This window comes from Candidatus Pelagibacter sp. Uisw_134_02 (genome assembly GCF_047720265.1).
Classification (GTDB): Bacteria; Pseudomonadota; Alphaproteobacteria; order Pelagibacterales; family Pelagibacteraceae; genus Pelagibacter.
This window is the reverse complement of the sequence record NZ_CP159813.1, coordinates 1,175,030-1,194,936: the sequence shown is the minus strand read 5'-3', so window position 1 is coordinate 1,194,936 and position 19,907 is coordinate 1,175,030. Positions and strand designations below refer to the sequence as shown.

At 29.4% G+C, this 19,907-nt stretch carries 25 protein-coding genes; 16 read left to right on the top strand and 9 right to left on the bottom strand.

Going from position 1 to position 19,907, the window contains the following annotated elements; translation table 11 throughout:
• Positions 1 to 55: 55 nt before the first annotated feature.
• From ABXT56_RS06510 to ABXT56_RS06500, 3 genes are all read left to right on the top strand, one after another.
• Positions 56 to 1,117 carry a homocysteine S-methyltransferase family protein gene (locus ABXT56_RS06510; protein WP_415299898.1) on the top strand — a complete coding sequence of 354 codons (1,062 nt, stop codon included), beginning with the start codon at positions 56 to 58 and terminating at the stop codon, positions 1,115 to 1,117.
• Between the two features lie 113 nt (positions 1,118 to 1,230).
• Positions 1,231 to 1,953 (top strand): type 1 glutamine amidotransferase, encoded by a 723-nt coding sequence (locus ABXT56_RS06505; protein WP_415299897.1) that lies wholly within the window; start codon positions 1,231 to 1,233, stop codon positions 1,951 to 1,953.
• 35 nt (positions 1,954 to 1,988) lie between these two features.
• The gene (locus tag ABXT56_RS06500; protein ID WP_415299896.1) at positions 1,989 to 2,597 is read left to right on the top strand and encodes a MarC family protein; all 609 of its coding nucleotides are present in this window, start codon (positions 1,989 to 1,991) and stop codon (positions 2,595 to 2,597) included.
• Here the strand turns inward: ABXT56_RS06500 and ABXT56_RS06495 are convergent.
• From ABXT56_RS06495 to ABXT56_RS06465, 7 genes are read right to left on the bottom strand one after another with little or no spacing between them, the layout of a single operon-like run.
• A complete protein-coding gene (locus ABXT56_RS06495; protein ID WP_415299895.1) occupies positions 2,594 to 3,736 on the bottom strand; it encodes an FAD-binding domain-containing protein in 1,143 nt (380 codons plus the stop codon). The genes ABXT56_RS06500 and ABXT56_RS06495 overlap by 4 nt on opposite strands.
• A 6-nt stretch (positions 3,737 to 3,742) precedes the next feature.
• Entirely contained in the window at positions 3,743 to 4,123 is a 381-nt protein-coding gene (locus tag ABXT56_RS06490; protein ID WP_415299894.1) for a phosphate-starvation-inducible PsiE family protein, read from the bottom strand.
• Entirely contained in the window at positions 4,123 to 4,581 is a 459-nt protein-coding gene (locus tag ABXT56_RS06485) for a hypothetical protein (protein ID WP_415299893.1), read from the bottom strand. The genes ABXT56_RS06490 and ABXT56_RS06485 overlap by 1 nt, the downstream gene beginning before the upstream one ends.
• A gap of 55 nt (positions 4,582 to 4,636) precedes the next feature.
• Positions 4,637 to 5,254 (bottom strand): DsbA family oxidoreductase, encoded by a 618-nt coding sequence (locus tag ABXT56_RS06480; RefSeq protein ID WP_415299892.1) that lies wholly within the window; start codon positions 5,252 to 5,254, stop codon positions 4,637 to 4,639.
• Between the two features lie 4 nt (positions 5,255 to 5,258).
• Complete coding sequence (locus tag ABXT56_RS06475; RefSeq protein ID WP_415299891.1) at positions 5,259 to 6,446, bottom strand: argininosuccinate synthase; 1,188 nt, start codon at positions 6,444 to 6,446, stop codon at positions 5,259 to 5,261.
• A 4-nt stretch (positions 6,447 to 6,450) separates the two neighbouring features.
• Positions 6,451 to 6,957, bottom strand: coding sequence for an invasion associated locus B family protein (locus tag ABXT56_RS06470; protein ID WP_415299890.1), 507 nt, complete (start codon positions 6,955 to 6,957; stop codon positions 6,451 to 6,453).
• Positions 6,948 to 7,985 carry an aldo/keto reductase gene (locus ABXT56_RS06465; protein ID WP_415299889.1) on the bottom strand — a complete coding sequence of 346 codons (1,038 nt, stop codon included), beginning with the start codon at positions 7,983 to 7,985 and terminating at the stop codon, positions 6,948 to 6,950. Before ABXT56_RS06465 ends, ABXT56_RS06470 begins: the two co-directional genes overlap by 10 nt.
• A 61-nt stretch (positions 7,986 to 8,046) precedes the next feature.
• Between ABXT56_RS06465 and ABXT56_RS06460 the strand changes: the two genes are divergently transcribed.
• Positions 8,047 to 8,808 carry a Bax inhibitor-1/YccA family protein gene (locus ABXT56_RS06460; protein WP_415299888.1) on the top strand — a complete coding sequence of 254 codons (762 nt, stop codon included), beginning with the start codon at positions 8,047 to 8,049 and terminating at the stop codon, positions 8,806 to 8,808.
• A 6-nt stretch (positions 8,809 to 8,814) separates the two neighbouring features.
• On the opposite strand, the gene ABXT56_RS06455 is transcribed toward ABXT56_RS06460, so the two are convergent.
• On the bottom strand, positions 8,815 to 9,159 hold the full coding sequence (locus ABXT56_RS06455) for a DUF2794 domain-containing protein (protein WP_415299887.1): 345 nt from the start codon (positions 9,157 to 9,159) through the stop codon (positions 8,815 to 8,817).
• Positions 9,152 to 9,703: a septation protein A gene (locus tag ABXT56_RS06450; protein WP_415299886.1), complete on the bottom strand. Its 552-nt coding sequence runs from the start codon at positions 9,701 to 9,703 to the stop codon at positions 9,152 to 9,154. The genes ABXT56_RS06455 and ABXT56_RS06450 overlap by 8 nt, the downstream gene beginning before the upstream one ends.
• Positions 9,704 to 9,782: 79 nt before the next feature.
• Here ABXT56_RS06450 and hspQ point away from each other — a divergent pair, with 79 nt between their 5' ends.
• From hspQ to ABXT56_RS06390, 12 genes are all read left to right on the top strand, one after another.
• Positions 9,783 to 10,103 (top strand): heat shock protein HspQ, encoded by a 321-nt coding sequence (gene hspQ, locus ABXT56_RS06445; protein ID WP_169035849.1) that lies wholly within the window; start codon positions 9,783 to 9,785, stop codon positions 10,101 to 10,103.
• Positions 10,104 to 10,282: 179 nt separating this feature from the next.
• The gene (gene ccmC / locus ABXT56_RS06440) at positions 10,283 to 10,993 is read left to right on the top strand and encodes a heme ABC transporter permease CcmC (RefSeq protein ID WP_415299885.1); all 711 of its coding nucleotides are present in this window, start codon (positions 10,283 to 10,285) and stop codon (positions 10,991 to 10,993) included.
• Positions 10,990 to 11,217, top strand: a complete 228-nt coding sequence (locus tag ABXT56_RS06435; RefSeq protein WP_415299884.1) for a hypothetical protein — start codon at positions 10,990 to 10,992, stop codon at positions 11,215 to 11,217. Before ccmC ends, ABXT56_RS06435 begins: the two co-directional genes overlap by 4 nt.
• A 10-nt stretch (positions 11,218 to 11,227) precedes the next feature.
• A complete protein-coding gene (gene ccmE / locus ABXT56_RS06430) occupies positions 11,228 to 11,647 on the top strand; it encodes a cytochrome c maturation protein CcmE (RefSeq protein ID WP_415299883.1) in 420 nt (139 codons plus the stop codon).
• A gap of 1 nt (position 11,648) precedes the next feature.
• Positions 11,649 to 13,526: a heme lyase CcmF/NrfE family subunit gene (locus ABXT56_RS06425; RefSeq protein ID WP_415299882.1), complete on the top strand. Its 1,878-nt coding sequence runs from the start codon at positions 11,649 to 11,651 to the stop codon at positions 13,524 to 13,526.
• A complete protein-coding gene (locus ABXT56_RS06420) occupies positions 13,523 to 14,044 on the top strand; it encodes a DsbE family thiol:disulfide interchange protein (protein ID WP_415299881.1) in 522 nt (173 codons plus the stop codon). The genes ABXT56_RS06425 and ABXT56_RS06420 overlap by 4 nt, the downstream gene beginning before the upstream one ends.
• The gene (locus ABXT56_RS06415; protein ID WP_415299880.1) at positions 14,041 to 14,406 is read left to right on the top strand and encodes a cytochrome c-type biogenesis protein CcmH; all 366 of its coding nucleotides are present in this window, start codon (positions 14,041 to 14,043) and stop codon (positions 14,404 to 14,406) included. Before ABXT56_RS06420 ends, ABXT56_RS06415 begins: the two co-directional genes overlap by 4 nt.
• A 7-nt stretch (positions 14,407 to 14,413) precedes the next feature.
• Positions 14,414 to 14,932, top strand: a complete 519-nt coding sequence (locus tag ABXT56_RS06410; RefSeq protein WP_415299879.1) for an acyloxyacyl hydrolase — start codon at positions 14,414 to 14,416, stop codon at positions 14,930 to 14,932.
• Between the two features lie 9 nt (positions 14,933 to 14,941).
• Entirely contained in the window at positions 14,942 to 16,093 is a 1,152-nt protein-coding gene (locus ABXT56_RS06405) for an alpha-hydroxy acid oxidase (RefSeq protein ID WP_415299878.1), read from the top strand.
• Positions 16,093 to 17,244: an alpha-hydroxy acid oxidase gene (locus ABXT56_RS06400; protein ID WP_415299877.1), complete on the top strand. Its 1,152-nt coding sequence runs from the start codon at positions 16,093 to 16,095 to the stop codon at positions 17,242 to 17,244. Before ABXT56_RS06405 ends, ABXT56_RS06400 begins: the two co-directional genes overlap by 1 nt.
• A gap of 84 nt (positions 17,245 to 17,328) precedes the next feature.
• Positions 17,329 to 18,495: a pyridoxal phosphate-dependent aminotransferase gene (locus ABXT56_RS06395; RefSeq protein WP_415299876.1), complete on the top strand. Its 1,167-nt coding sequence runs from the start codon at positions 17,329 to 17,331 to the stop codon at positions 18,493 to 18,495.
• Between the two features lie 38 nt (positions 18,496 to 18,533).
• Positions 18,534 to 19,907: an FAD-binding oxidoreductase gene (locus ABXT56_RS06390; RefSeq protein WP_415299875.1), complete on the top strand. Its 1,374-nt coding sequence runs from the start codon at positions 18,534 to 18,536 to the stop codon at positions 19,905 to 19,907.

Here is a 19,907-nt window from a genome sequence, read left to right as displayed (position 1 = left end):
TTAACCCTCTTGTTAGAATGTAACCTTTTTTCTCCAAAAAAGATGGAGAAAAAAAATGAGTACAAATAGACTAAAAGAAAGATTAGATAAAGGACCCGTTATATGTGCAGAAGGTTTTTTGTTTGAAATAGAAAAACGTGGGTATATGGCATCTGGTGAATTTGTTCCGATGGTATCCCTAGATCATCCTGAAGTGTTAGAAAATTTACATAGAGAATTTCAGCATGCAGGATCTGATATTGTTGAAGCCTTTACTTATAATGGGCATAGAGAAAAAATGCGCGTGATAGGTAAAGAAGAACTTCTTGAACCTCTAAACCGTTCAGCATTAAAAATTGCTAAAAAAGTAGCACTGGATACTCCCAAAGGATCAAAACCAAATTTGATGGCAGGTAATATCTCTAATTCAAACATTTGGAAACATAACGATTCTCAATCTCAAAAAGAAGTTGAGGGAATGTTTTCTGAAATGATTGGTTGGGCCGTTGAAGAAGGGGCTGACATGTTAATTGGTGAAACTTTTTATTATGCTGAAGAAGCTTTTAAAGCAGTTGAGATTATGAAAAAAACTGGTTTACCAACAGTATTAACAATATCTCCAATGGGTGAAAATAAAATGAGAGATGGAAAATCTGTTGTTGATACCTGTAAAGAGCTTGAACAGCGTGGAGCAGATGTTGTTGGTTTAAATTGTTTTAGAGGGCCAGCAACCATGTTGCCCTTTTTAAAAGAGATTAGAAAAGCAGTTAAATGTCATGTTGGAGCTTTACCTATTCCTTATAGAACCAGTGAAGATTACCCAACATTTTTTAATCTACCAGATAGAAGTAATTGTCAATGTCCATCACCACATGGAAGAACATTTCCTACAGCTCTAGATCCACTTCTTTGTAATAGATATGAAATAGGTCAATTTGCAAAATGGGCAAATATTTTAGGAATACATTATCTTGGAGTATGCTGTGGAGCAAACCCAATGCTGATTAGAGAAGTTGCCGAGTCAGTTGGCTTAACTGTTCCAGCAAGTAAATATAGAGAGAAGATGGAAAATCATTTTATGTATGGAAAAAATAAAAGAATTCCAAAACACATGACTGAATACGGAGATAAAGCATAAATTAGATAATTAAAGTTAGCTACCTAGGCTTACTAAGGTTAGGTAGCTAAATTATATAATTATATAGTTAAAATATTGTTATAGAACTCATTCTAAAATACTATAAATTAGCAATGAATATAATTGTCTTGCAGCACATCAAAATTGAAGATCCTGGATACATAAAAGATCTTATGTTGGATGATGGATTTAAACTAACTACAATAGAGTTGGATGAAGGTGAAAAAATTCCAAGTGATCTAAATAAATTTGATGGAATGTTTTGCATGGGTGGCCCAATGGATACTTTTATGGAGCAAGAATACCCATGGTTAATTGAAGAAAAAAAAGCAATTAAAGAATTTGTTGTAAATTTAAAAAAACCTTATTTAGGCTTTTGTTTAGGCTGTCAGTTATTAGGAGAAGTTGTGGGTGGCAAGGTAGTAAAATCTAACCCAGCAGAAATTGGAATAATGGATATAAATTTTACTAAAGAAAAAAATGAAGATATTTTATTTTCAAAATTTCCAAAACAAATTAAAAGTTTACAATGGCATTCCTATGAAGTTCAAGGAATAGATGATAATAAAGATGTTACTTTGTTGGCCTCATCACCTGTAACAAAATATCAAATTTTTAAATATCAAAATCATGCTTATGGAATTCAGTTTCATATCGAGATTAAAGACACAACAGTTAATGAGTGGGGCTGTGTGCCTGAGTATAAAAAAGCTCTTGAGGATCAATTAGGTGAGGGTGCGTTAGAAAAATTTGATCAAGCTGCAAAAAATAATATGACTGATATGAACAAATATTCAAAAACACTCTACGAAAATTTTAAAAAAATCTTAATTTAAATTGTAATATTGTTTTAAAGAGATAGATAAACCATATGTCAGAGATTTTTATTCAAACTTTTTTTCTATACTTTATTGTTATTGATCCACTGGGAAATACTCCATTGTTTTTAAGTATTACTCAAAATATGGATACTAACAAAAAGATAAGAATAGCTTTAAGCGCAACAATAATAGCTTCAATTATATTATTATTTTTTGCATTACTTGGAAGTGCATTACTAAGTTATTTAAATATTTCTTATCCAGCATTCACAATTGGTGGAGGAATAATTTTGTTGATAATTGCAATAGAGATGCTGTTTGACAAGCGTCAACAAAGAAAAGAAGAAGATATAGATCTTAACTCTGATAATGTTAGCATTTTTCCTTTAGCAACTCCTATAATTGCAGGGCCAGCAGCTATTACTTCAGTAATAGTCTCAGTCTCAGATATTGGAACTAATTTTACTAACCAAACTGTAGGAATGATTTCATTAGTATCTGTTTTATTTTTAACTTTTATAATTTTTTTTATAGCTTCAAAATTTTCTAAAATAATAAATAAAAAAATAATTGGAGTTATTTCAAGAGTGGTAGCTATTATTCTTGTTGGATTGAGTGTGCAATATATTTTAGATGGTATTAAAACCTTTTTAGCTTAATTAAAATTAGCAATAATTTTAGGAATATAATTTTTAAAATTAAAAAAACCTTTATTACAATATTGCCAAGAAAACCGATCTAATTTTCTATATAAAAATTTTATGTTTTTTAATTGATTATTTTGAATGAAGTCTAAATTTTCACCAACAGTTGGATAAAGAGCATAAACTTCTTCAGTAATATTTTTTAAATCATTAATGTTAATAGTTTCACAATTAATTGATTTTTCTTCCAATCTTGTTTTTTGATCCTCTAAAAGATTAGCCTTAAACTTCAACACTTTTTCACTCAATTTGATAGTTCTATTTGTATCATTCAAGACTAACAAAATTTTTTTAAATTTATGTTCTTTAAAATCAGAAAATTCAAAAGTCATATTATTTTCAAATATTAATAAAGTTTGATCCTCTAAAATTTCAGAATTTAAAAAATCTTTTTTATTAATAGGATAAGTTTTATCACTGAATATTGGTGTGGCATTTTCATTAAGTTTTATGTTTTTAAATCTATTGTTAGTAAATTTATTTATATTCCATTCACTTGCTAGATAATGTTTACCTTGAGTTTGAACCCCAGCTACCCATCTCCAACCAAGAGTGTTTGATGCAGGATCGCCATCATAAAGATGTTGCATAAAAAATTCTGCTCCTAACTGCCATGGTAATTCTAGTGTAAAAATCCAAATGCTAGCAAACCACATTCTAGTATGGTTATGAAGGTAGTTATTTTCTTTAAGTTCAATTACCCATTGATTAAAACAATCTACATTTGCCTTTCCTTCAATTGCATTCAAATAATTTTGATTGTTTTTGAATTCATTTTTAATTTTGCCTAATTTATTCAAGTAATCTGACCAAACATTAGGTCTTAATTCTAACCAACCTTTCCAATATACACGCCATAGAACTTCCTGAATAAATTTTTCATTTTTTACAAATGAAAACTTTTTAAGGGATTTATCAATTACTTCTAATTCATTAATTATTCCGTGGGTTATATAGGGGGATAAACAAGAAATATTAGATCTATTATCAGGTCCAAAATCAAAATTTCTTAGCTTTGAATAATCTGTAAGATTTTGTTCAATAAAATTATTTAGTTGATCAACGGCTTTAGCCCTTGAAGCTTCAAATACCATTTTAAACTATTTAGATTTTCTTTTCTTTAGGCCTAATTTATCACTATGTCTTAATCTAAGAATAACTATTGCTGATGCAATTAGAACTATAGCTACAGCTTCATAAACTAATGCTGATGGGTCCATTTCTTTTCCTTGCAAAATAATAAATCTGGCTAGAGCAGTTATCGCAATTAGAAGAGGCAAAGTTATACTGATCGATTGCTGACTCCAAAAAACGCGAACCATTGCTAACACCTCAAGATAAAGAAACATTAAAAGCAAATCTGCCAACATTACAGATTGATTTAGAAACATATTTTTTATTTCTATACCAACAGCAATTACTGTGCTTACTAAAATAATGCACATTAGAGCCAGTTGTAAAGTTTTTGCTATTTTTTCCATTACTTATCTTTACTAAATGGTAGCCATTTTTCAAACACTGATTTTGATGGACCATCATATGGGATTGAGTAAGAGCTAGGATTGGGGCTTGTTAAAATCTCTATTCCCTTAGAAAATACAAAAATGAACACAATAACAAAAACAATAACCATAATTTTAAATGGATCAAAATTTTTAGTTTGGAATACGCTACTAGATTGCGCTTCTGCCTTATGAAAATGCTTGAATGTCATATAGACTGCAAAAATAAGTCCAACGTGTGCTATATAAAGACCAGCCCAACCAAAGGCAAAAGTTGTATAAGAAAAAATATATAAACTAAAAACAGTTGTCCAAACAAAGCTTAGAACTAATAAAATTTGTAATCTCACAGATCTTGGTAAAGCTCTTAGATCATTTTTGCTATCATCAAATAAAATGTTAGCTGCATCTATCATCCAATTTTTTAATGATTCCATAAGTTTAGAATAGATAATTATACATTAAAGGCAAAGGATAAAGTGTCCTTTAATTTTAGCTTAAATTAGACCTTATTATACCCTCTAAGTTCGTAGAGCTTTGAGCGCCCGAAACAAAATCTGTTCCTATTTCTAAGAAAGGCACTCCATTAATTTCTTTTTCTCTTGCAACTGAAATATATGAATTAATGTTTTCAATATTTTTTAAATTAAAAAAATCATTAATTACATTTGCATTAATATTAAATTCTTTTCCAATATTAATTAAGATTTCTTTACTTCCAATATCGAGACCATCAATAAAATATGATTGATATATTTTTTCTTTAATTTCATTTTGTAAATTAGTTTTTTGGGCTAGTTCTATCAATAAGTGTGAAAATACAGTGTTTGGTGTTTTTTTTATTTTATCAAGGTCAAAATTAAGATTTTCTTTTTTAGCCTCATTAGTCATTTGATCATACATTGGTTGAGCAAACTCTTTTCCACCAAACTTTATTTCTAAGTACTTGCTTCTATCAATTCCTTCTTTAGGCATGTCGGTATTTAGTTGAAATGGAATATGTTCTATATCAAACTTAGTTTCAGGAAATGCCTTTAAAGCTTTATTTAATCTTGTCTGACCAATAAAACACCACCCACAAATTGTGTCAGCAAATACTTTTATTTTCATTAATTTATGAACGAAGTTTTTGTTTATGAAAGTTAATAAATCTTTCTACGTTTGATTTATTAAAGGTTTTATTTTCTTCAAAAGAAACTTTTTTCATTGAGTAGGCATTACTTTCTGTCCGTCTAGACATTATTGTAACATTGCCTTTGTATAATTTAAGTTTAACAAATCCATTTACCTTATTTTTTTTAAGGTCTACAATTTTTTGAAGTTTAAATCTTGCTTTTGAATACCAATAACCATTGTAAATAAGTTCAGCATATTTAGGCATAATCTCATCTTTTTTATGCATAGTTTCTTTATCTAAAGTAACAGACTCAATTGCTCTGTGAGCAGACATTAACAATGTTCCACCGGGCGTTTCATAAACACCTCTAGATTTAATCCCAATAAATCTGTTCTCAACCAAATCAACTCTACCTATTCCATTTTTACCAGCAACATCATTAAGTTTTTCTAATAAATTTCCAGGTGATAACTTTTTACCATTAACAGTTATTGGATCTCCATTTTTAAATCCTATAGTTACAAATGAAGCTTTGTTAGGTGCTTTTTCAGGGGAAACTGTTCTTTGAAAAAGAAACTCAGGAGCTGAATTTTTTGGGTTTTCCAAAACCTTACCTTCAGTTGATGTGTGATATAGATTATCATCAATAGAAAAAGGAGGAGCACCTTTTTTATCTACAGGAATTGGAATATTATTTTTTTTTGCGTATTTAATTAAATCTGTTCTAGAGTTTAATTTCCATATTCTCCATGGTGTAATAATTTTTACTTTTGGCCCGAAGTAATGATAACCTAATTCAAATCTTACTTGATCATTTCCCTTTCCAGTTGATCCATGTGAAACAGCATAAGCCCCAAATTTTTTGGCAGCAGCAATTTGTCGTTTTGCAATTAAAGGTCTTGCAATTGAAGTACCTAATAAATAAACACCCTCATAAACTGCATGCCCTCTAAGCATTGGAAAAACGTAGTCTTTTACAAAGGTATCTTTTAGATTTTCAATAATAATATTTTTAACACCTAATCTTTTTGCATTTCTTATAATCTTTTTTTTATCAATTTTTTGACCAACATCAGCAGTATAACAAATAATTTCTGCATCGTAGTTTTCCTGTAGCCACTTTAAGATAATAGAAGTATCTAGTCCCCCAGAATATGCGAGTACAATCTTTTTATTAGATTTCATTTATTTAGCTACAATTTGCTTTGGTAGCATTGTAAGCTTTAGTAAATCCTAGTAGAGAATAATGATCAATTGTTGAGGACCCATTTTGAGTATTACCCGTAATCATTATTCTAGAACCTTTTTTCATAGTTTTAATCATTTTAATTTCAAGTTTAGTGCCATTCATCCAGGCAAAACTATCTTGAATAAGGTCAAGTTTGTATTTATTTTTCCCCGATTGAGCTATTACAGAATTTTTATTATTAAATTCGTACCCAGCTGTAACACTTATTTCATTAGTTATTTTTTCCCCAGGCCTAAAGCTAATAAATAACCTTGCTTCTCTAGGATTTCCTTTGGGTGATTGTAAAACGGGTTTGGATTGAGCAAAACAAACTTTACCAGTGTTAGAGTTTATTACATAAGTCTCCCAGTCTTTATGTTTTCCCATTTTTTTAACTTCGTCAGCATTAGTTTGACTAATTAAAGTAGTTAGAAAAAATATGATTATAAAATTTTTAATTATGGACATGGGTTAGGATAAATTTTTTGTACTTCATTTATTTTTTTAATTATGTCTTCACTTAGGTTTATATTTACACTTTCTATATTTGTTTTCAACTGCTCCATAGTAGTAGCACCAATAATAACTGATGTTACAAAAGGCTGAATTTCTAAAAATTTTAAAGACATTTGAGCTAAGTCTAGATTATGTTTTTTTGCAATTTCGTAATACGCATCCACTGCTTTACTTGAATTATGTTTATTATATCTAGTCCAAAATTCCCCATCACGTTCGATTCTTGTACCTTTTGGCATTTGATTATTTCTATATTTTCCAGATAGATAACCACAAGCTAAAGGAGAGTATGCTAACAAACCGGCTTTTTCTCTGACAGACATTTCTGCAAGACCAACTTCATAAGTTCTATTTAGTAAATTATAAGGATTCTGAACTGAGAGCATTCTTGGAAGTTTTTTATTTTCAGATAGTTCTAAAAATTTAGATAGTCCCCATGGTGTTTCATTTGACAAACCAACATGTTTTATTTTTCCTTGATCAATAAATTTTTTTAAATTTCCCAAAATATCTTCAAATTGAGTCCATTCATTAGTATCATTATGCTCATATCCCAATTGACCAAAAAAGTTTGTTTTTCTTTCAGGCCAATGTAATTGATATAGATCAATGTAATCAGTTTTTAATCTCTTTAAACTTCCATCGAGTGCTTCGGTAATATTTTTTGTTCCAAATTGATTGCCACCACCTCTTACATATTCTCTCATAGGTCCACAAACTTTAGAGGCCAAGATTACCTTGTCTCTTTTTTTTGTTTTTTCAAACCAGTTTCCAATAATTATTTCTGTATCTCCAAATGTTTCTTGTTTTGGCGGAATGGAATAAATTTCTGCAGTATCCCAAAAATTTACACCTTGGTCTAAGGCATAGTCCATTTGTTCAAAACCTTCATTTTGGGTATTTTGTTCACCCCAAGTCATTGTGCCGAGACAAATAGTGCTTACTTTTAGATCTGTATTTCCTAGTTTTTTATAATTCATAATAATTTTAACCTTATTAAGACATCTTGAAATAATAGTAAAAGGCTATTATATATAGTGCATGGAATTCAATAAACAAAACATACTAAACAAAGTTAAAGAAGCACAACAATCAACAGTAGTAATGGATGAGGGCTTAAGAGCCTACATGCTAAAAGTCTATAACTATATGGCTTCAGGTATTTTACTAACAGGACTTATATCTTTAATATTTTTCAAACTATCTGTAGTAACAGATGCCAATGGATCAATTACATCATTAACAAGTTTAGGAAACACAATATTTCTTTCAGGTTTCAAATGGGTAGTAATGCTTGCTCCACTTGGAATAGTTTTTTACATGAGTGCTAGGATTAATAAAATGACAGCTTCAGCTGCTCAGACCACTTTTTGGGTTTTTGCCTCTTTAATGGGGTTATCGTTATCCTCAATATTCCTAGTTTATACTGGAGCCAGTATTACTAGAGTATTCTTTATTACTTCTATTACTTTTGGCGCAATGAGTATTTATGGCTATACAACTAAAAGAGATCTTACAAAATTAGGATCATTTTTAATGATGGGTTTAATCGGTATTATCGTTGCATCAGTTGTTAACATGTTCTTAAAATCTTCAATGATGGATTTTGTAATCTCAATTCTAGGTGTTTTAATTTTTGTAGGTCTTACTGCTTATGACACTCAAAAAATTAAAAATATGTATGTATCAAGCGATACTGGTGAGTTGATGGGTAAAAAAGCTGTAATGGGTGCTTTAACTCTTTACCTAGACTTTATAAATTTATTTATAATGTTATTAAGATTATTTGGACAAAGACGATAGTCTTTATTATTTCTTAAGGTTTTTCCAATTAGTATTTTTAAATAAAATTTCTAGATCAAAAGAATTTTTTAAAACTTTACCATTAGAGTCTGTAATTAAATATTTTAGATTTTTATTACTGGGTTTAAAGTTTTTGCAAATTTTATATAAAGCATTCTCTGCTGCATTTTTAAAAACACTAAAGCTAACCTGTCTGTTAGAAATATTTAAACCGTAGTCTTTCCACGATCCTTCTGAAACCATTTTTGCATATAGATCTAAAATGATTTTAAGTTCGTTTTTTTCAAAAAATTGTCTTTCCTCTATTTGTTTGTGAGGATTATTTACGACTAACTTTAAGTTTCTATTCATCAAGTTTATGTTTATTAATCAATGATATCTGAAATCCTGTAAAGACAAGGGTTATTGGCAACATTCCCCATACCTTAAAATTAACCCAAAACTCTTCTGTTTGCGTTCTCCAGATGCATTCATTTAGGATTGCAAGGAAGAAGAAAAAGTACATCCATCTTTTGTTTAATAATTCCCAACCAATATCAGTTAGAGCAATTGACTTGCCCATAATTTTTTTAAGAACTGGCTCATTTGTAAAATATTTTCCAAAAAATAATACAAGTGCAAATAAAATATTAATAATTGTCGGTTTAACATAGATAAAAACTGGATCATTAAAATAAATTGTTAGGCCTCCAAAAAATGTGATTAAGATACCACTTATTAATGGCATCATGGGTATTTTTTTTTCAAAAAACCAAACAATAAACAGTGCGACTAATGTTGCAACTATTAGTGGAGGAATTGCAACTGATAAGTTTTTATCATTATTGTAATAGTAATAAAAGAATATCGCTAAAGGTCCAAAGTCAGTAGTAAATTTAAGAAATGATTTATTCACTTGACAGATATTAACATAATTAAAATATTTTTATATTTTTTTTATTGATTTTTTTTTTTAAATCCCCATATTAATAATAATGGCAATTCAAAAAGCAAAATTTTCAATTGGTGATATTGTTAAACACAAACACTTTGAGTTCAGAGGTGTAATCTATGATGTAGATTTCGAATTTAATAATTCTGAAGAATGGTATCAATCTATTCCAAAGAACGTTCGTCCTAAAAAAGATCAACCTTTTTATCATTTACTTGCTGAAAATGATGAAATTACTTACGAAGCTTATGTTTCAGAGCAAAACCTACTTATGGATGACTCAGAAGACCCAATTAAACACCCTTTAATAGAAGAGATTTTTTCTGGTAAAAGAGGCTCTAGCTACTTTAAGCCCTCTAATTAATTCTTTTTTCAAACACAATTAATTCAAATCTTCGACATATATAGTTGCTATCTATAATTATGTTCTGATCAAGAGTGTTAAATAACGATTTTTATCATTATTGACTCCCTCTGCATTCTTGATCAGGATGACCTTTTATAATAAAAATTAAATTATCTTTTTTAATATATAGTTTAAAAATGTTTAAATATTTTGAGCCTAATAAAATTTTTGCAATAACCTCTAAAGCGTCAAAGTATGTTTTATTTTTATTTATTATTGTTTTAACCATTGGTTTAACTGAAGCGCTTATACTTTCACCTGAAGATTATAAACAAAGTGATGCAGTAAGAATTATGTATGTTCATGTACCAGCTGCATGGATATCACTTGGAATATTTACAAGTTTAGCCTTGCTGTCTGTCGGAAGTTTTGTTTTTAAAAATAAAAATTTTGCATTAATTGCTAAAAGTTTAGCACCCTCAGGATTTATTTTTAATATCATAGCATTAGTTACAGGTTCAATTTGGGGAAAACCAACTTGGGGTACTTGGTGGGCTTGGGATGCAAGAATTACTTCTATGTTAATTTTAGCTTTATTTTATGGAATGTATATATTGGCTTGGAGAATTTATGAGGACAAAGAACAAGTAATAAAAGTTACTTCTTTGATTGCAATTTTAGGAGTGGTAAATGTTCCAATCATTAAATTTTCTGTTGATTGGTGGAACACATTACATCAACCAGCTTCAATTAATATTTTATCAACCAACACAGCAATTCACCCATCAATGCTAGTCCCATTGGGCATTATGACTGCGGCATTTGCCCTTTTTTCATTACTCATTTTTTTGATGAAATATAATACCGAACTGATAAAAGTTAAAAATAAAGGATTAGATAGATTATGATAAACGAAATAATTTTAATGAATGGATACGGAGCTTATGTATGGTCAGCTTTTTCATTTACATTGATTAGTTTTACAGCCCTGTACTTTGTAACAAAATTACAGCTTTCAAAAGAGCAAAAAAGATTTACTTCTAAATTTGGCTCTCTAAATGTTGAGAAAGCTAGAGCTGCAAGATCACAAAATATTAATAAAGAAATATTATCTAATACATCAAATATTTAATTAAAAAACCATGTATGGTAAAAAAGTTAAATTACGATTTGTATTCTTAGCTTTAATCTTAGCCTCAGTAATTTTAACAGTTTTTTTAGTTTTACAATCATTAAAAGAAAACGTTGTATATTTTCAGTCCCCGTCTGAAATAAAATCTTTAATAGAATTAAATAAAAAAAAAATAAGAGTGGGTGGGATGGTTAAAGAACAATCTATTTTTATAGATTCAGATAAAGTAAATTTTGTCATTACTGACTTTAAAAATGAAATTAATGTTGTTTATTCAGGGGCAGTCCCCAATTTATTTGCTGAAGGAAAAGGAGTGGTTGCTGAAGGTTTTTTAAAAGATAAGAATTATTTTACAGCTACTAAAATTTTAGCAAAACATGATGAAAATTATATGCCCCCCGAGGTTAAAGAAGCTATAGGAGATAAATAAATTGCTAGCTAATCAGATAGGATATTATTCTTTAATTTTAGGGTTGTTACTTTCAGTTTTACTTTGTGGAATTTCAATTAAAGACTTTAATAAAACTAATAAGCAGATTAACCAAAATATATTATCTCTATCATTTCTACAGTTAGTTTTTGTAATTGTGAGTTTTTTGAGTTTGATTATCTCTTTTATAAAATCAGATTTTAGTAATGAGACAGTCTTTAATAACTCTCACACAACTAAACCATTATTCTATAAAATCTCAGGAACTTGGGGCAACCACGAAGGAAGTTTATTACTATGGTTATTAGTATTAACTTTGTTTATTTTTTTATTTTTAATTAAATCAAGTGAACAGCCTAAAAAATATAGAATTTTAACTTTATTATTTCAGCAAATAATAATTATTGGGTTTTTCTTATTTGTATTAATGACATCCAATCCTTTTAATTATTTATTTCCAATTCCTAATGAAGGTCTTGGTCTTAATCCAATTCTACAAGATCCAGCATTAGCAATTCATCCCCCAATCTTATACTTAGGTTACGTTGGAACTTCTATATTATTTTCATCATCACTAGCTGCAGTTACGCAAAACTATGTTTCAAAACAATGGGGACAGCATATTAAAAAATGGGTTTTGGTTTCTTGGATTTTTCTTACTATAGGGATTATGCTTGGATCAATTTGGGCATATTATGAACTAGGATGGGGAGGTTTTTGGTTTTGGGACCCAGTTGAAAATGTTTCTTTAATGCCATGGCTAACATTAACTGCATTGTTACATTGCATTGTAGTATTAGAAAGAAGAGCTGCACTAACATCTTGGGTAGTTATATTATCTATTACAACATTCACCCTAAGTATGTGTGGAACTTTTTTAGTAAGGTCCGGAATATTAAATTCTGTACATACATTTGCTAATGATCCTGCAAGAGGTATTTTTATATTAATATTTTTATTTGTACTAATTATATTATCAGTAGGAATATTTTTTATATTTAAAAAAGAAAATAACAAAAGCTTGAATAATTTCTTTTGGCTTAGCAAAGAAACTTCTATCTTAATAAATAATTGGTTTATGATGTATTTTTTATCTGTTGTTTTAATAGGTACGGTATACCCAATTTTTCTAGATGTAATATCAAGTGAAAAAATATCAGTAGGGCCTCCTTTTTACCAAAAATTAATCGTTCCTTTTTTAATTCCATTTCTATTATTTATGTCTCTTGGACCACGACTTAAATGGATCAAATCAGAAATTGAAAATAAGAACTCACTTATTATCACATTTATAATTTCGGTAATATTAACTTTTTTTATTATTAAAAATTTAACCACTGACTTACTTTTCTATACAGTCCTAATTTCTGCGGCCTTTTTTTTATTCTTTACAACTTTAAAAGAATTATTTATTAAAAAATTTAATAATATTTCTCAAACGATTTCACACTTTGGTTTTAGTTTGTTAATATTAAGCATTCTATTTAATAATATTTTGTCCACAGAAATTATAACTAACATAAAAGTTGGTGAAAGATATGATTATAATAAAGGTGAAATTTTTTTTAAAAAAATAGAAGAAAAAAAAGAAAGTAATTTCAACTCCATTATTGCATCTTTTGAAATAAAAGACAAAAATGGTAAAACTATTGAATTAAAACCTGAGATTAGAATTTATAATCAACCTATAATTATTACTAGTGAAGCAGATATAAGAACATCACTATTAGAAGATAAGTTTTTAGTAATGAACCTTGTAAAGGGTAATGAATATTTTAATATTAGATATCAAGTAAAGCCATTTATGGTTTGGATATGGGTATCAGTTTTATTATTAAGTTTTGGTGGATTAATGAGTTTATTTAAAAGAAAGATATGAAAAATAAATTTAGTTTATTTATTGTAGTTATTTTTTTAAGTTTTTGTTTTGTTGTTTTGTATAAAGGATTGAATACTTCAGATAATTATACACCTAAAGTTAATGATAAAAGAAATATCCCAACTTTTGAAGCTAAAGACTTTAATTCAAATAGCTTTATAAATTCAGATAAAATTTTTGAAGAGAGCACTTTTTATATTGTAAATATTTGGGCATCCTGGTGTGTACCTTGTAGAGCAGAACACCCATTATTAATGCAACTAAGTAAAAACCAATCAATTAAATTAATTGGATTAAATTATAGAGACAATTTTAATAATGCAAAAAAATTTATCGATAACTTTGGCAATCCATTTTCTAGAATTTTAATTGATAAAGATGGAACATTAGGAGTTGAATTTGGAGCTTATGGAGTTCCAGAAACATTTTTAATAGATAAAAATAAAAAGATAATTAAAAAATTTGTTGGACCAATCAATCAAGAAATTGTTAATGAAATTAAAATAATTATTAAATGAAGGTTTTAAAAATATTTATAGTCTTATTTTTAGTCACAAACTTTTCAGGGTTAAAATCAGCTGAAGTAAATGATGTTTTAAAAAATAAAATTTTAAAGAATATTCGTTGTTTAATTTGTCAGGGTCAGTCAGTATACGATTCAGAATCTGAGTTTGCTTCTAGTATTAAATTAATTGTTGATAGAAAAATTAATGAAGGATTAAAAGAAAAACAAATATACCAATTTTTAAGAGAAAAGTATGGTAATTGGGTTATTTTTGACCCTCAATTAAACAAAAATACTTATGTTTTATGGTTATTACCATTATTGTTATTTTTGTTAGGTGGTGCAATAATATATAAAAAACTAAAAAAAATTTAAATTAAAAATGAGCAGTCTCTTAAATAAAATCTTATTATTAACAATCTTAGTATTAGCTTTTTCTTCAATTAATGCAGAAGAGAATACAATAAAGAGTTATAATCAGTATAATTTTTATTCAGGAAATTTTGATTTTAGTGATGATAAACAAAAAGCAATATTGTTTGGATTTCAACATCAAAATGAAATGTTAGAAAGAGAAACATTTTTAGGAAACATTTCTCCAATAACAGGTGGATTTATAACTGAAAACTCTGCAGCATATATATACACAGGTATAGAGTGGAACTATGATATGGGAGGTAAAATGATATTTACTCCCAGTTTTGCGCCAGGACTTTACAGTGAAGGAGATGGAAAAGACTTGGGTCATATTTTAGAGTTTAAAACTGAAGTACAAGCTTCTTATAAAATTTCAGAAAGCTCAAGTTTTGGATTGTCATACAACCATATATCTAATGCAAGTCTAGGAGATAAAAACCCTGGGGCAAATAGTTATATGTTTAATTACCTTAAAAACTTTTAATATATATTAATGAATTTGAAAGATTGTCACAATTTTAGTGACTTTAAAAAATTAGCTAAAAAAAAATTACCTTCACCGATTTTTCATTATATTGATGGTGCAGCTGATGATGAAGTTACTTATAACAGAAATACGAGTTCATTTGATGATGTTGATCTTGTTCCTAACGTTTTAAGAGGCGTTGAAAATGTTGATTTATCAACAACTATTTTTGGAAAAAAATTAGATTTGCCTTTTTACCTTGCACCCACTGCTTTACAAAGATTATTTCATTATGATGGAGAAAGAGCAGTTGGAAAAGCAGCTCAAAAATTTAATACGATGTTTGGTGTTTCAGCTCTTGCAACGGTAAGTGTCGAAGAAATAGCCTCTCTAGTAGATACTCCAAAAATGTTTCAGTTTTATTTTCATAAAGATAGAGGTTTAAATGATTCTTGCTTAGAAAGAGCAAAAGCAGCTAAATTTGATGTTATGGCTTTAACAGTAGATACAATAACTGGAGGAAACCGTGAAAGAGATTTAAGAACTGGATTTACATCACCTCCAACGCTTACACTTTCAAGTCTTTTTAGTTTTGCAACAAAACCAATGTGGGGAATAAACTATTTAACAAAAGGTAAATTTGAATTACCTCATCTTCAAGACCATGTAAAAGAGGGCACGGACACTAATACCTCAATAGGAAATTATTTTTCTACAATGTTGGATCAATCTATGAATTGGAAAGATGCTGAAAAACTTTGTTCACAGTGGGGAGGACATTTTGCGCTTAAGGGAGTGATGAGTGTTGAAGATGCAAAGCGTGCAGCTGATATTGGATGTACAGGAATAATGGTTTCAAATCATGGTGGAAGACAACTAGATGGATCAAGAGCGCCCTTTGACCAGCTTGCTGAAATTGTTGATGCTGTTGGAGATAAACTTGATGTGATTTGTGAAGGTGGATTTCAGAGAGGAACTCATATGCTTAAGGCATTATCATTAGGTGCAAAAGCATGTTCAGGAGGGAGATTATACCTTTATGCTCTAGCTGCTGGGGGACAAGCAGGTGTTGAGAGAGCTGTTGAAAAGTATAAAGCTGAATTAGTAAGAGATATGAAATTAATGGGCTGTACCAAAATTAGTGATCTAAACAGAGATAACTTAAGATTTAGAAGATAATGAATTTAAAAGACTGTCATAACTTTAGTGATTTTAGAAAATTAGCTAAAAAAAAATTACCATCTCCTATATTTCATTATATTGACGGTGGCTCAGATGATGAGTCAACATTAAAAAGAAACACCGATTCCTTCAATGATTGTGACTTAGTTCCTAATGTACTTACAAGTGTTGGCAAGCCAGATTTATCAACAACTGTTTTTGGAAAAAAAATTAATATGCCAATTTTTCTTTCACCTACAGCAATGCAAAGACTTTACCATCATGACGGAGATAAAGCCTCTGCAAGGGCTGCAGAAAAATTTGGAACTTTTTATAGCATGTCTACAATGGCCAATAATAGTATTGAAGAAATTGCTTCAATTTCAAGTGGTCCAAAACTTTTTCAACTTTATGTTCACAAAGACAACTCTATCACAGATGATCTAATAGATAGGTGTAGAGTATCTAATTTTGATGGAATGTGTTTAACAGTTGATACTTTAGTTGCAGGCAATAGAGAGAAAGATCACCGAACAGGATTTACAACTCCACCTAAACTTACATTACAAAGTTTAATGAGTTTTGCTTTACATCCTCTATGGGTATTTAATTATTTTACTCATGGAAAATTTGAAATGTCTAATGTTAAAAATAAAACAGATAAAGGAACTAATATTGCAAAATCAGTGATTGAATATATCAATGAGCAGTATGATCCAGCAATGAATTGGAAAGATGCAGAATATTGTGTGAAAAAATGGAATGGACCTTTTGCATTAAAAGGAGTGATGTCAGTCGATGATGCAAAAAAAGCTATAGATATTGGTTGTACAGCAATAATGGTTTCAAATCATGGTGGAAGACAGCTGGATGGATCAAGGTCACCTTTTGATCAGGTTTCAGCGATTAGAGATGCTGTTGGAGATAAATTAGAGATTATTTTAGATGGTGGTGTAAGACGTGGAACCCATGTTTTAAAAGCTTTAGCAGCTGGTGCAACTGCTTGTAGTTTTGGAAAAATGTTTTTATTTGCTTTAAGTGCTGGGGGTCAACGAGGTGTGGAACGTGTATTGCAAAACATGCATGATGAAATTAATAGAAACATGGTATTAATGGGTTGTAAGAGTTTAAAAGAGCTGAATAGTTCAAAATTGATTTACAGAAAGTAAATTTTGTGTCTATATTTTTTATTATTAATAAATATATATAAATAAAATAAATTTTTTATTAAAAATAAACCATAAAATTTGAATATGATATTAGCAAAAAACTTAGAAAGATTAGGAACTGAAAGTGCATTTAGTGTTTTAGCTGAAGCTAAAGCATTAGAGGCCAAAGGAAATCCAATGATACACTTGGGCTTAGGGCAGCCTGATTTTAAAACACCAAAGCATGTTGTTGAAGCTGCAAAAAAAGCACTAGATGATGGTCACCACGGATATGTAATGTCCAATGGTATTCCAGAATGCAGACAAGCTGTAACAAGATGGATTAAAAAACGTTATAGTGTTGACGTAGATTTTGAAAGAATTCTAATCATGCCAGGTGGAAAACCAACAATGAGTTATGCAATTCAATGTTTTGGAGAACCAGGTGCTGAAATAATCCATCCAACTCCTGCTTTTCCAATTTATGAGTCGATGATTAATTATACTGGCTCGACATCTGTACCTTATGATTTAACTGAAGATAAAGATCTTAAATTTAATCCAGAAAAAATTTTATCACTAATCACTGATAAAACTAGATTATTAATATTAATTAATCCAAACAATCCAACAGGAAGTTTTGTAGAAAAAGCTGATATTGATGTATTAGCTGAAGGTTTAAAAAAATACCCACATGTAACTATTTTAAGTGATGAAATTTATAGTAGACAAATTTTTGATAACAAAGAAATGCCTTCATTTTTTAATTATCCTGAATTAAGAGAAAGACTAATTGTATTAGAGGGTTGGAGCAAAGCATACTCAATGACAGGATGGAGACTTGGATGGAGTTTTTGGCCAAAAGAATTAGTACCTCATGTAAATAAACTTTTAATTAATAGTGTATCTTGTGTTAATGCAGCAGCACAATTTGCAGGAATTGCAGCATTAGATGGTCCAGATGACTCTATTAATGAAATGATGGTAAAATTTACAGAAAGAAGAAAACTAATTTATGAAGGATTAAATAGTCTTCCTGGTGTTGAATGTAGTTTGCCTGGAGGAGCTTTTTATGCATTTCCTAAAGTTATAGGAACAGGAATGGATGGATCAGAATTTTGTAAAAAAGCTATGCATGAAGCAGGAGTAGCAATAGTACCAGGCACAGCTTTTGGTAAAACTTGCCAAGATTATGTAAGATTTAGCTTTGCCGCTTCTCAAGATAATATTTCTCAAGCTTTAGAAAATATTAAGAAGATGCTCTCTAAATAGGCTGTATTTTTTCAAAAAACTTTACTAGTATCATTACAATGAATGAATTAGTCCAAACTGAATTAAAGAAAATCTTTAATGGAAGATTTTCAACCTCTGAATCCACAAGAGCTAATTATGCAAGAGGAGAGGATACTTATGAGCCAGTATTATCTCAAGCAGTAGTTTTTCCAGAGACCAATGAAGAAGTGTCAAAAATTTTAAAATTATGTAATGACAGTAAAATTCCTGTTGTTCCATTTGGAACTGGAACTTCTCTAGAGGGAAATGCTGTTGGTAACTCTAATGGTATAACTATTTCATTAGAAAAAATGAATAAAGTTTTAAGTGTCAATGCTGAAGATTTTGATTGTAGAGTACAAGCTAATGTTACCAGAAAACAATTAAATGAATATTTGAGAGAAGATGGAGTATTTTTCCCTATTGACCCAGGAGCTGACGCAGCTATTGGTGGAATGGCATCCACATCTGCATCTGGAACTATGGCAGTTAAGTATGGAACAATGAGGACAGTAATTTCAGGATTAACTGTAGTACTTGCTAATGGAGAAATAATCAAAACAGGATCTAGAACAAAAAAATCTTCTGCTGGTTATAATTTAACAAATTTATTTATTGGATCCGAGGGTACACTTGGAATAATCACAGAAGTACAAGTAAGACTGTCTCCAATTCCAGAAAGTATAATGAGTGCAGTTTGCTATTTCCCAGATTTAGATTCAGCAGTTCAAACAGCCCAAGAGGTTATCCAATATGGAATTCCAATTGCTAGAATAGAAATGCTAAATAAAGATCAGATGGAAATAAGTATAAAATATTCAAAATTAGAAAACATAAAGGCATCTCCCACATTATTTTTTGAATTTCATGGGAGTGAAAGTTCAAATAAGGAAGCAATAAAACTAGTTGAAGAATTATCTAAAAATAATGGAGGAGGAGATTTTAAATGGGCTGTGTCCTTAGAGGAAAGAAATAAGTTGTGGCAAGCAAGACATGATGTTTATTGGTCCGTAAAGGCCCTTGGTAATAATATGAAAGTATATTCAACTGATGTTTGTGTACCTATTTCAAATTTAGTTGAGTGTATTTCGTGGGCAGAAAAAGAAGTAAAAAAACATGATCTTATTGCACCTATGGTTGGGCATGTTGGTGATGGAAACTTTCATTCAATAATTTTATTTGACCCAAATGATAAAGAAAAACAAAAAAAAATTAGAAAATATAGTGATGACCTAATAAGTAAGGCTCTTGAATTAGAAGGAACAATAACTGGAGAGCACGGAATCGGTTTACAAAAAAAACATTATTTATTGAAAGAACATCCAGATAATATTCCTGTTATGAAATCTATAAAACGTAGTTTAGATGTAAATAATATTATGAATCCTGGCAAGGTATTTGATCTAAATTAA

Bases quoted from the DNA above. Each gene is read 5' to 3' on its own strand.
- ABXT56_RS06510 (WP_415299898.1), top strand. From the start codon at position 56: ATGAGTACAAATAGACTAAAAGAAAGATTAGATAAAGGACCCGTTATA.
- ABXT56_RS06505 (WP_415299897.1), top strand. From the start codon at position 1,231: ATGAATATAATTGTCTTGCAGCACATCAAAATTGAAGATCCTGGATAC.
- ABXT56_RS06500 (WP_415299896.1), top strand. From the start codon at position 1,989: ATGTCAGAGATTTTTATTCAAACTTTTTTTCTATACTTTATTGTTATT.
- ABXT56_RS06495 (WP_415299895.1), bottom strand. From the start codon at position 3,736: ATGGTATTTGAAGCTTCAAGGGCTAAAGCCGTTGATCAACTAAATAAT.
- ABXT56_RS06490 (WP_415299894.1), bottom strand. From the start codon at position 4,123: ATGGAAAAAATAGCAAAAACTTTACAACTGGCTCTAATGTGCATTATT.
- ABXT56_RS06485 (WP_415299893.1), bottom strand. From the start codon at position 4,581: ATGGAATCATTAAAAAATTGGATGATAGATGCAGCTAACATTTTATTT.
- ABXT56_RS06480 (WP_415299892.1), bottom strand. From the start codon at position 5,254: ATGAAAATAAAAGTATTTGCTGACACAATTTGTGGGTGGTGTTTTATT.
- ABXT56_RS06475 (WP_415299891.1), bottom strand. From the start codon at position 6,446: ATGAAATCTAATAAAAAGATTGTACTCGCATATTCTGGGGGACTAGAT.
- ABXT56_RS06470 (WP_415299890.1), bottom strand. From the start codon at position 6,957: ATGTCCATAATTAAAAATTTTATAATCATATTTTTTCTAACTACTTTA.
- ABXT56_RS06465 (WP_415299889.1), bottom strand. From the start codon at position 7,985: ATGAATTATAAAAAACTAGGAAATACAGATCTAAAAGTAAGCACTATT.
- ABXT56_RS06460 (WP_415299888.1), top strand. From the start codon at position 8,047: ATGGAATTCAATAAACAAAACATACTAAACAAAGTTAAAGAAGCACAA.
- ABXT56_RS06455 (WP_415299887.1), bottom strand. From the start codon at position 9,159: ATGAATAGAAACTTAAAGTTAGTCGTAAATAATCCTCACAAACAAATA.
- hspQ (WP_169035849.1), top strand. From the start codon at position 9,783: ATGGCAATTCAAAAAGCAAAATTTTCAATTGGTGATATTGTTAAACAC.
- ccmC (WP_415299885.1), top strand. From the start codon at position 10,283: ATGTTTAAATATTTTGAGCCTAATAAAATTTTTGCAATAACCTCTAAA.
- ABXT56_RS06435 (WP_415299884.1), top strand. From the start codon at position 10,990: ATGATAAACGAAATAATTTTAATGAATGGATACGGAGCTTATGTATGG.
- ccmE (WP_415299883.1), top strand. From the start codon at position 11,228: ATGTATGGTAAAAAAGTTAAATTACGATTTGTATTCTTAGCTTTAATC.
- ABXT56_RS06420 (WP_415299881.1), top strand. From the start codon at position 13,523: ATGAAAAATAAATTTAGTTTATTTATTGTAGTTATTTTTTTAAGTTTT.
- ABXT56_RS06415 (WP_415299880.1), top strand. From the start codon at position 14,041: ATGAAGGTTTTAAAAATATTTATAGTCTTATTTTTAGTCACAAACTTT.
- ABXT56_RS06410 (WP_415299879.1), top strand. From the start codon at position 14,414: ATGAGCAGTCTCTTAAATAAAATCTTATTATTAACAATCTTAGTATTA.
- ABXT56_RS06405 (WP_415299878.1), top strand. From the start codon at position 14,942: ATGAATTTGAAAGATTGTCACAATTTTAGTGACTTTAAAAAATTAGCT.
- ABXT56_RS06400 (WP_415299877.1), top strand. From the start codon at position 16,093: ATGAATTTAAAAGACTGTCATAACTTTAGTGATTTTAGAAAATTAGCT.
- ABXT56_RS06395 (WP_415299876.1), top strand. From the start codon at position 17,329: ATGATATTAGCAAAAAACTTAGAAAGATTAGGAACTGAAAGTGCATTT.
- ABXT56_RS06390 (WP_415299875.1), top strand. From the start codon at position 18,534: ATGAATGAATTAGTCCAAACTGAATTAAAGAAAATCTTTAATGGAAGA.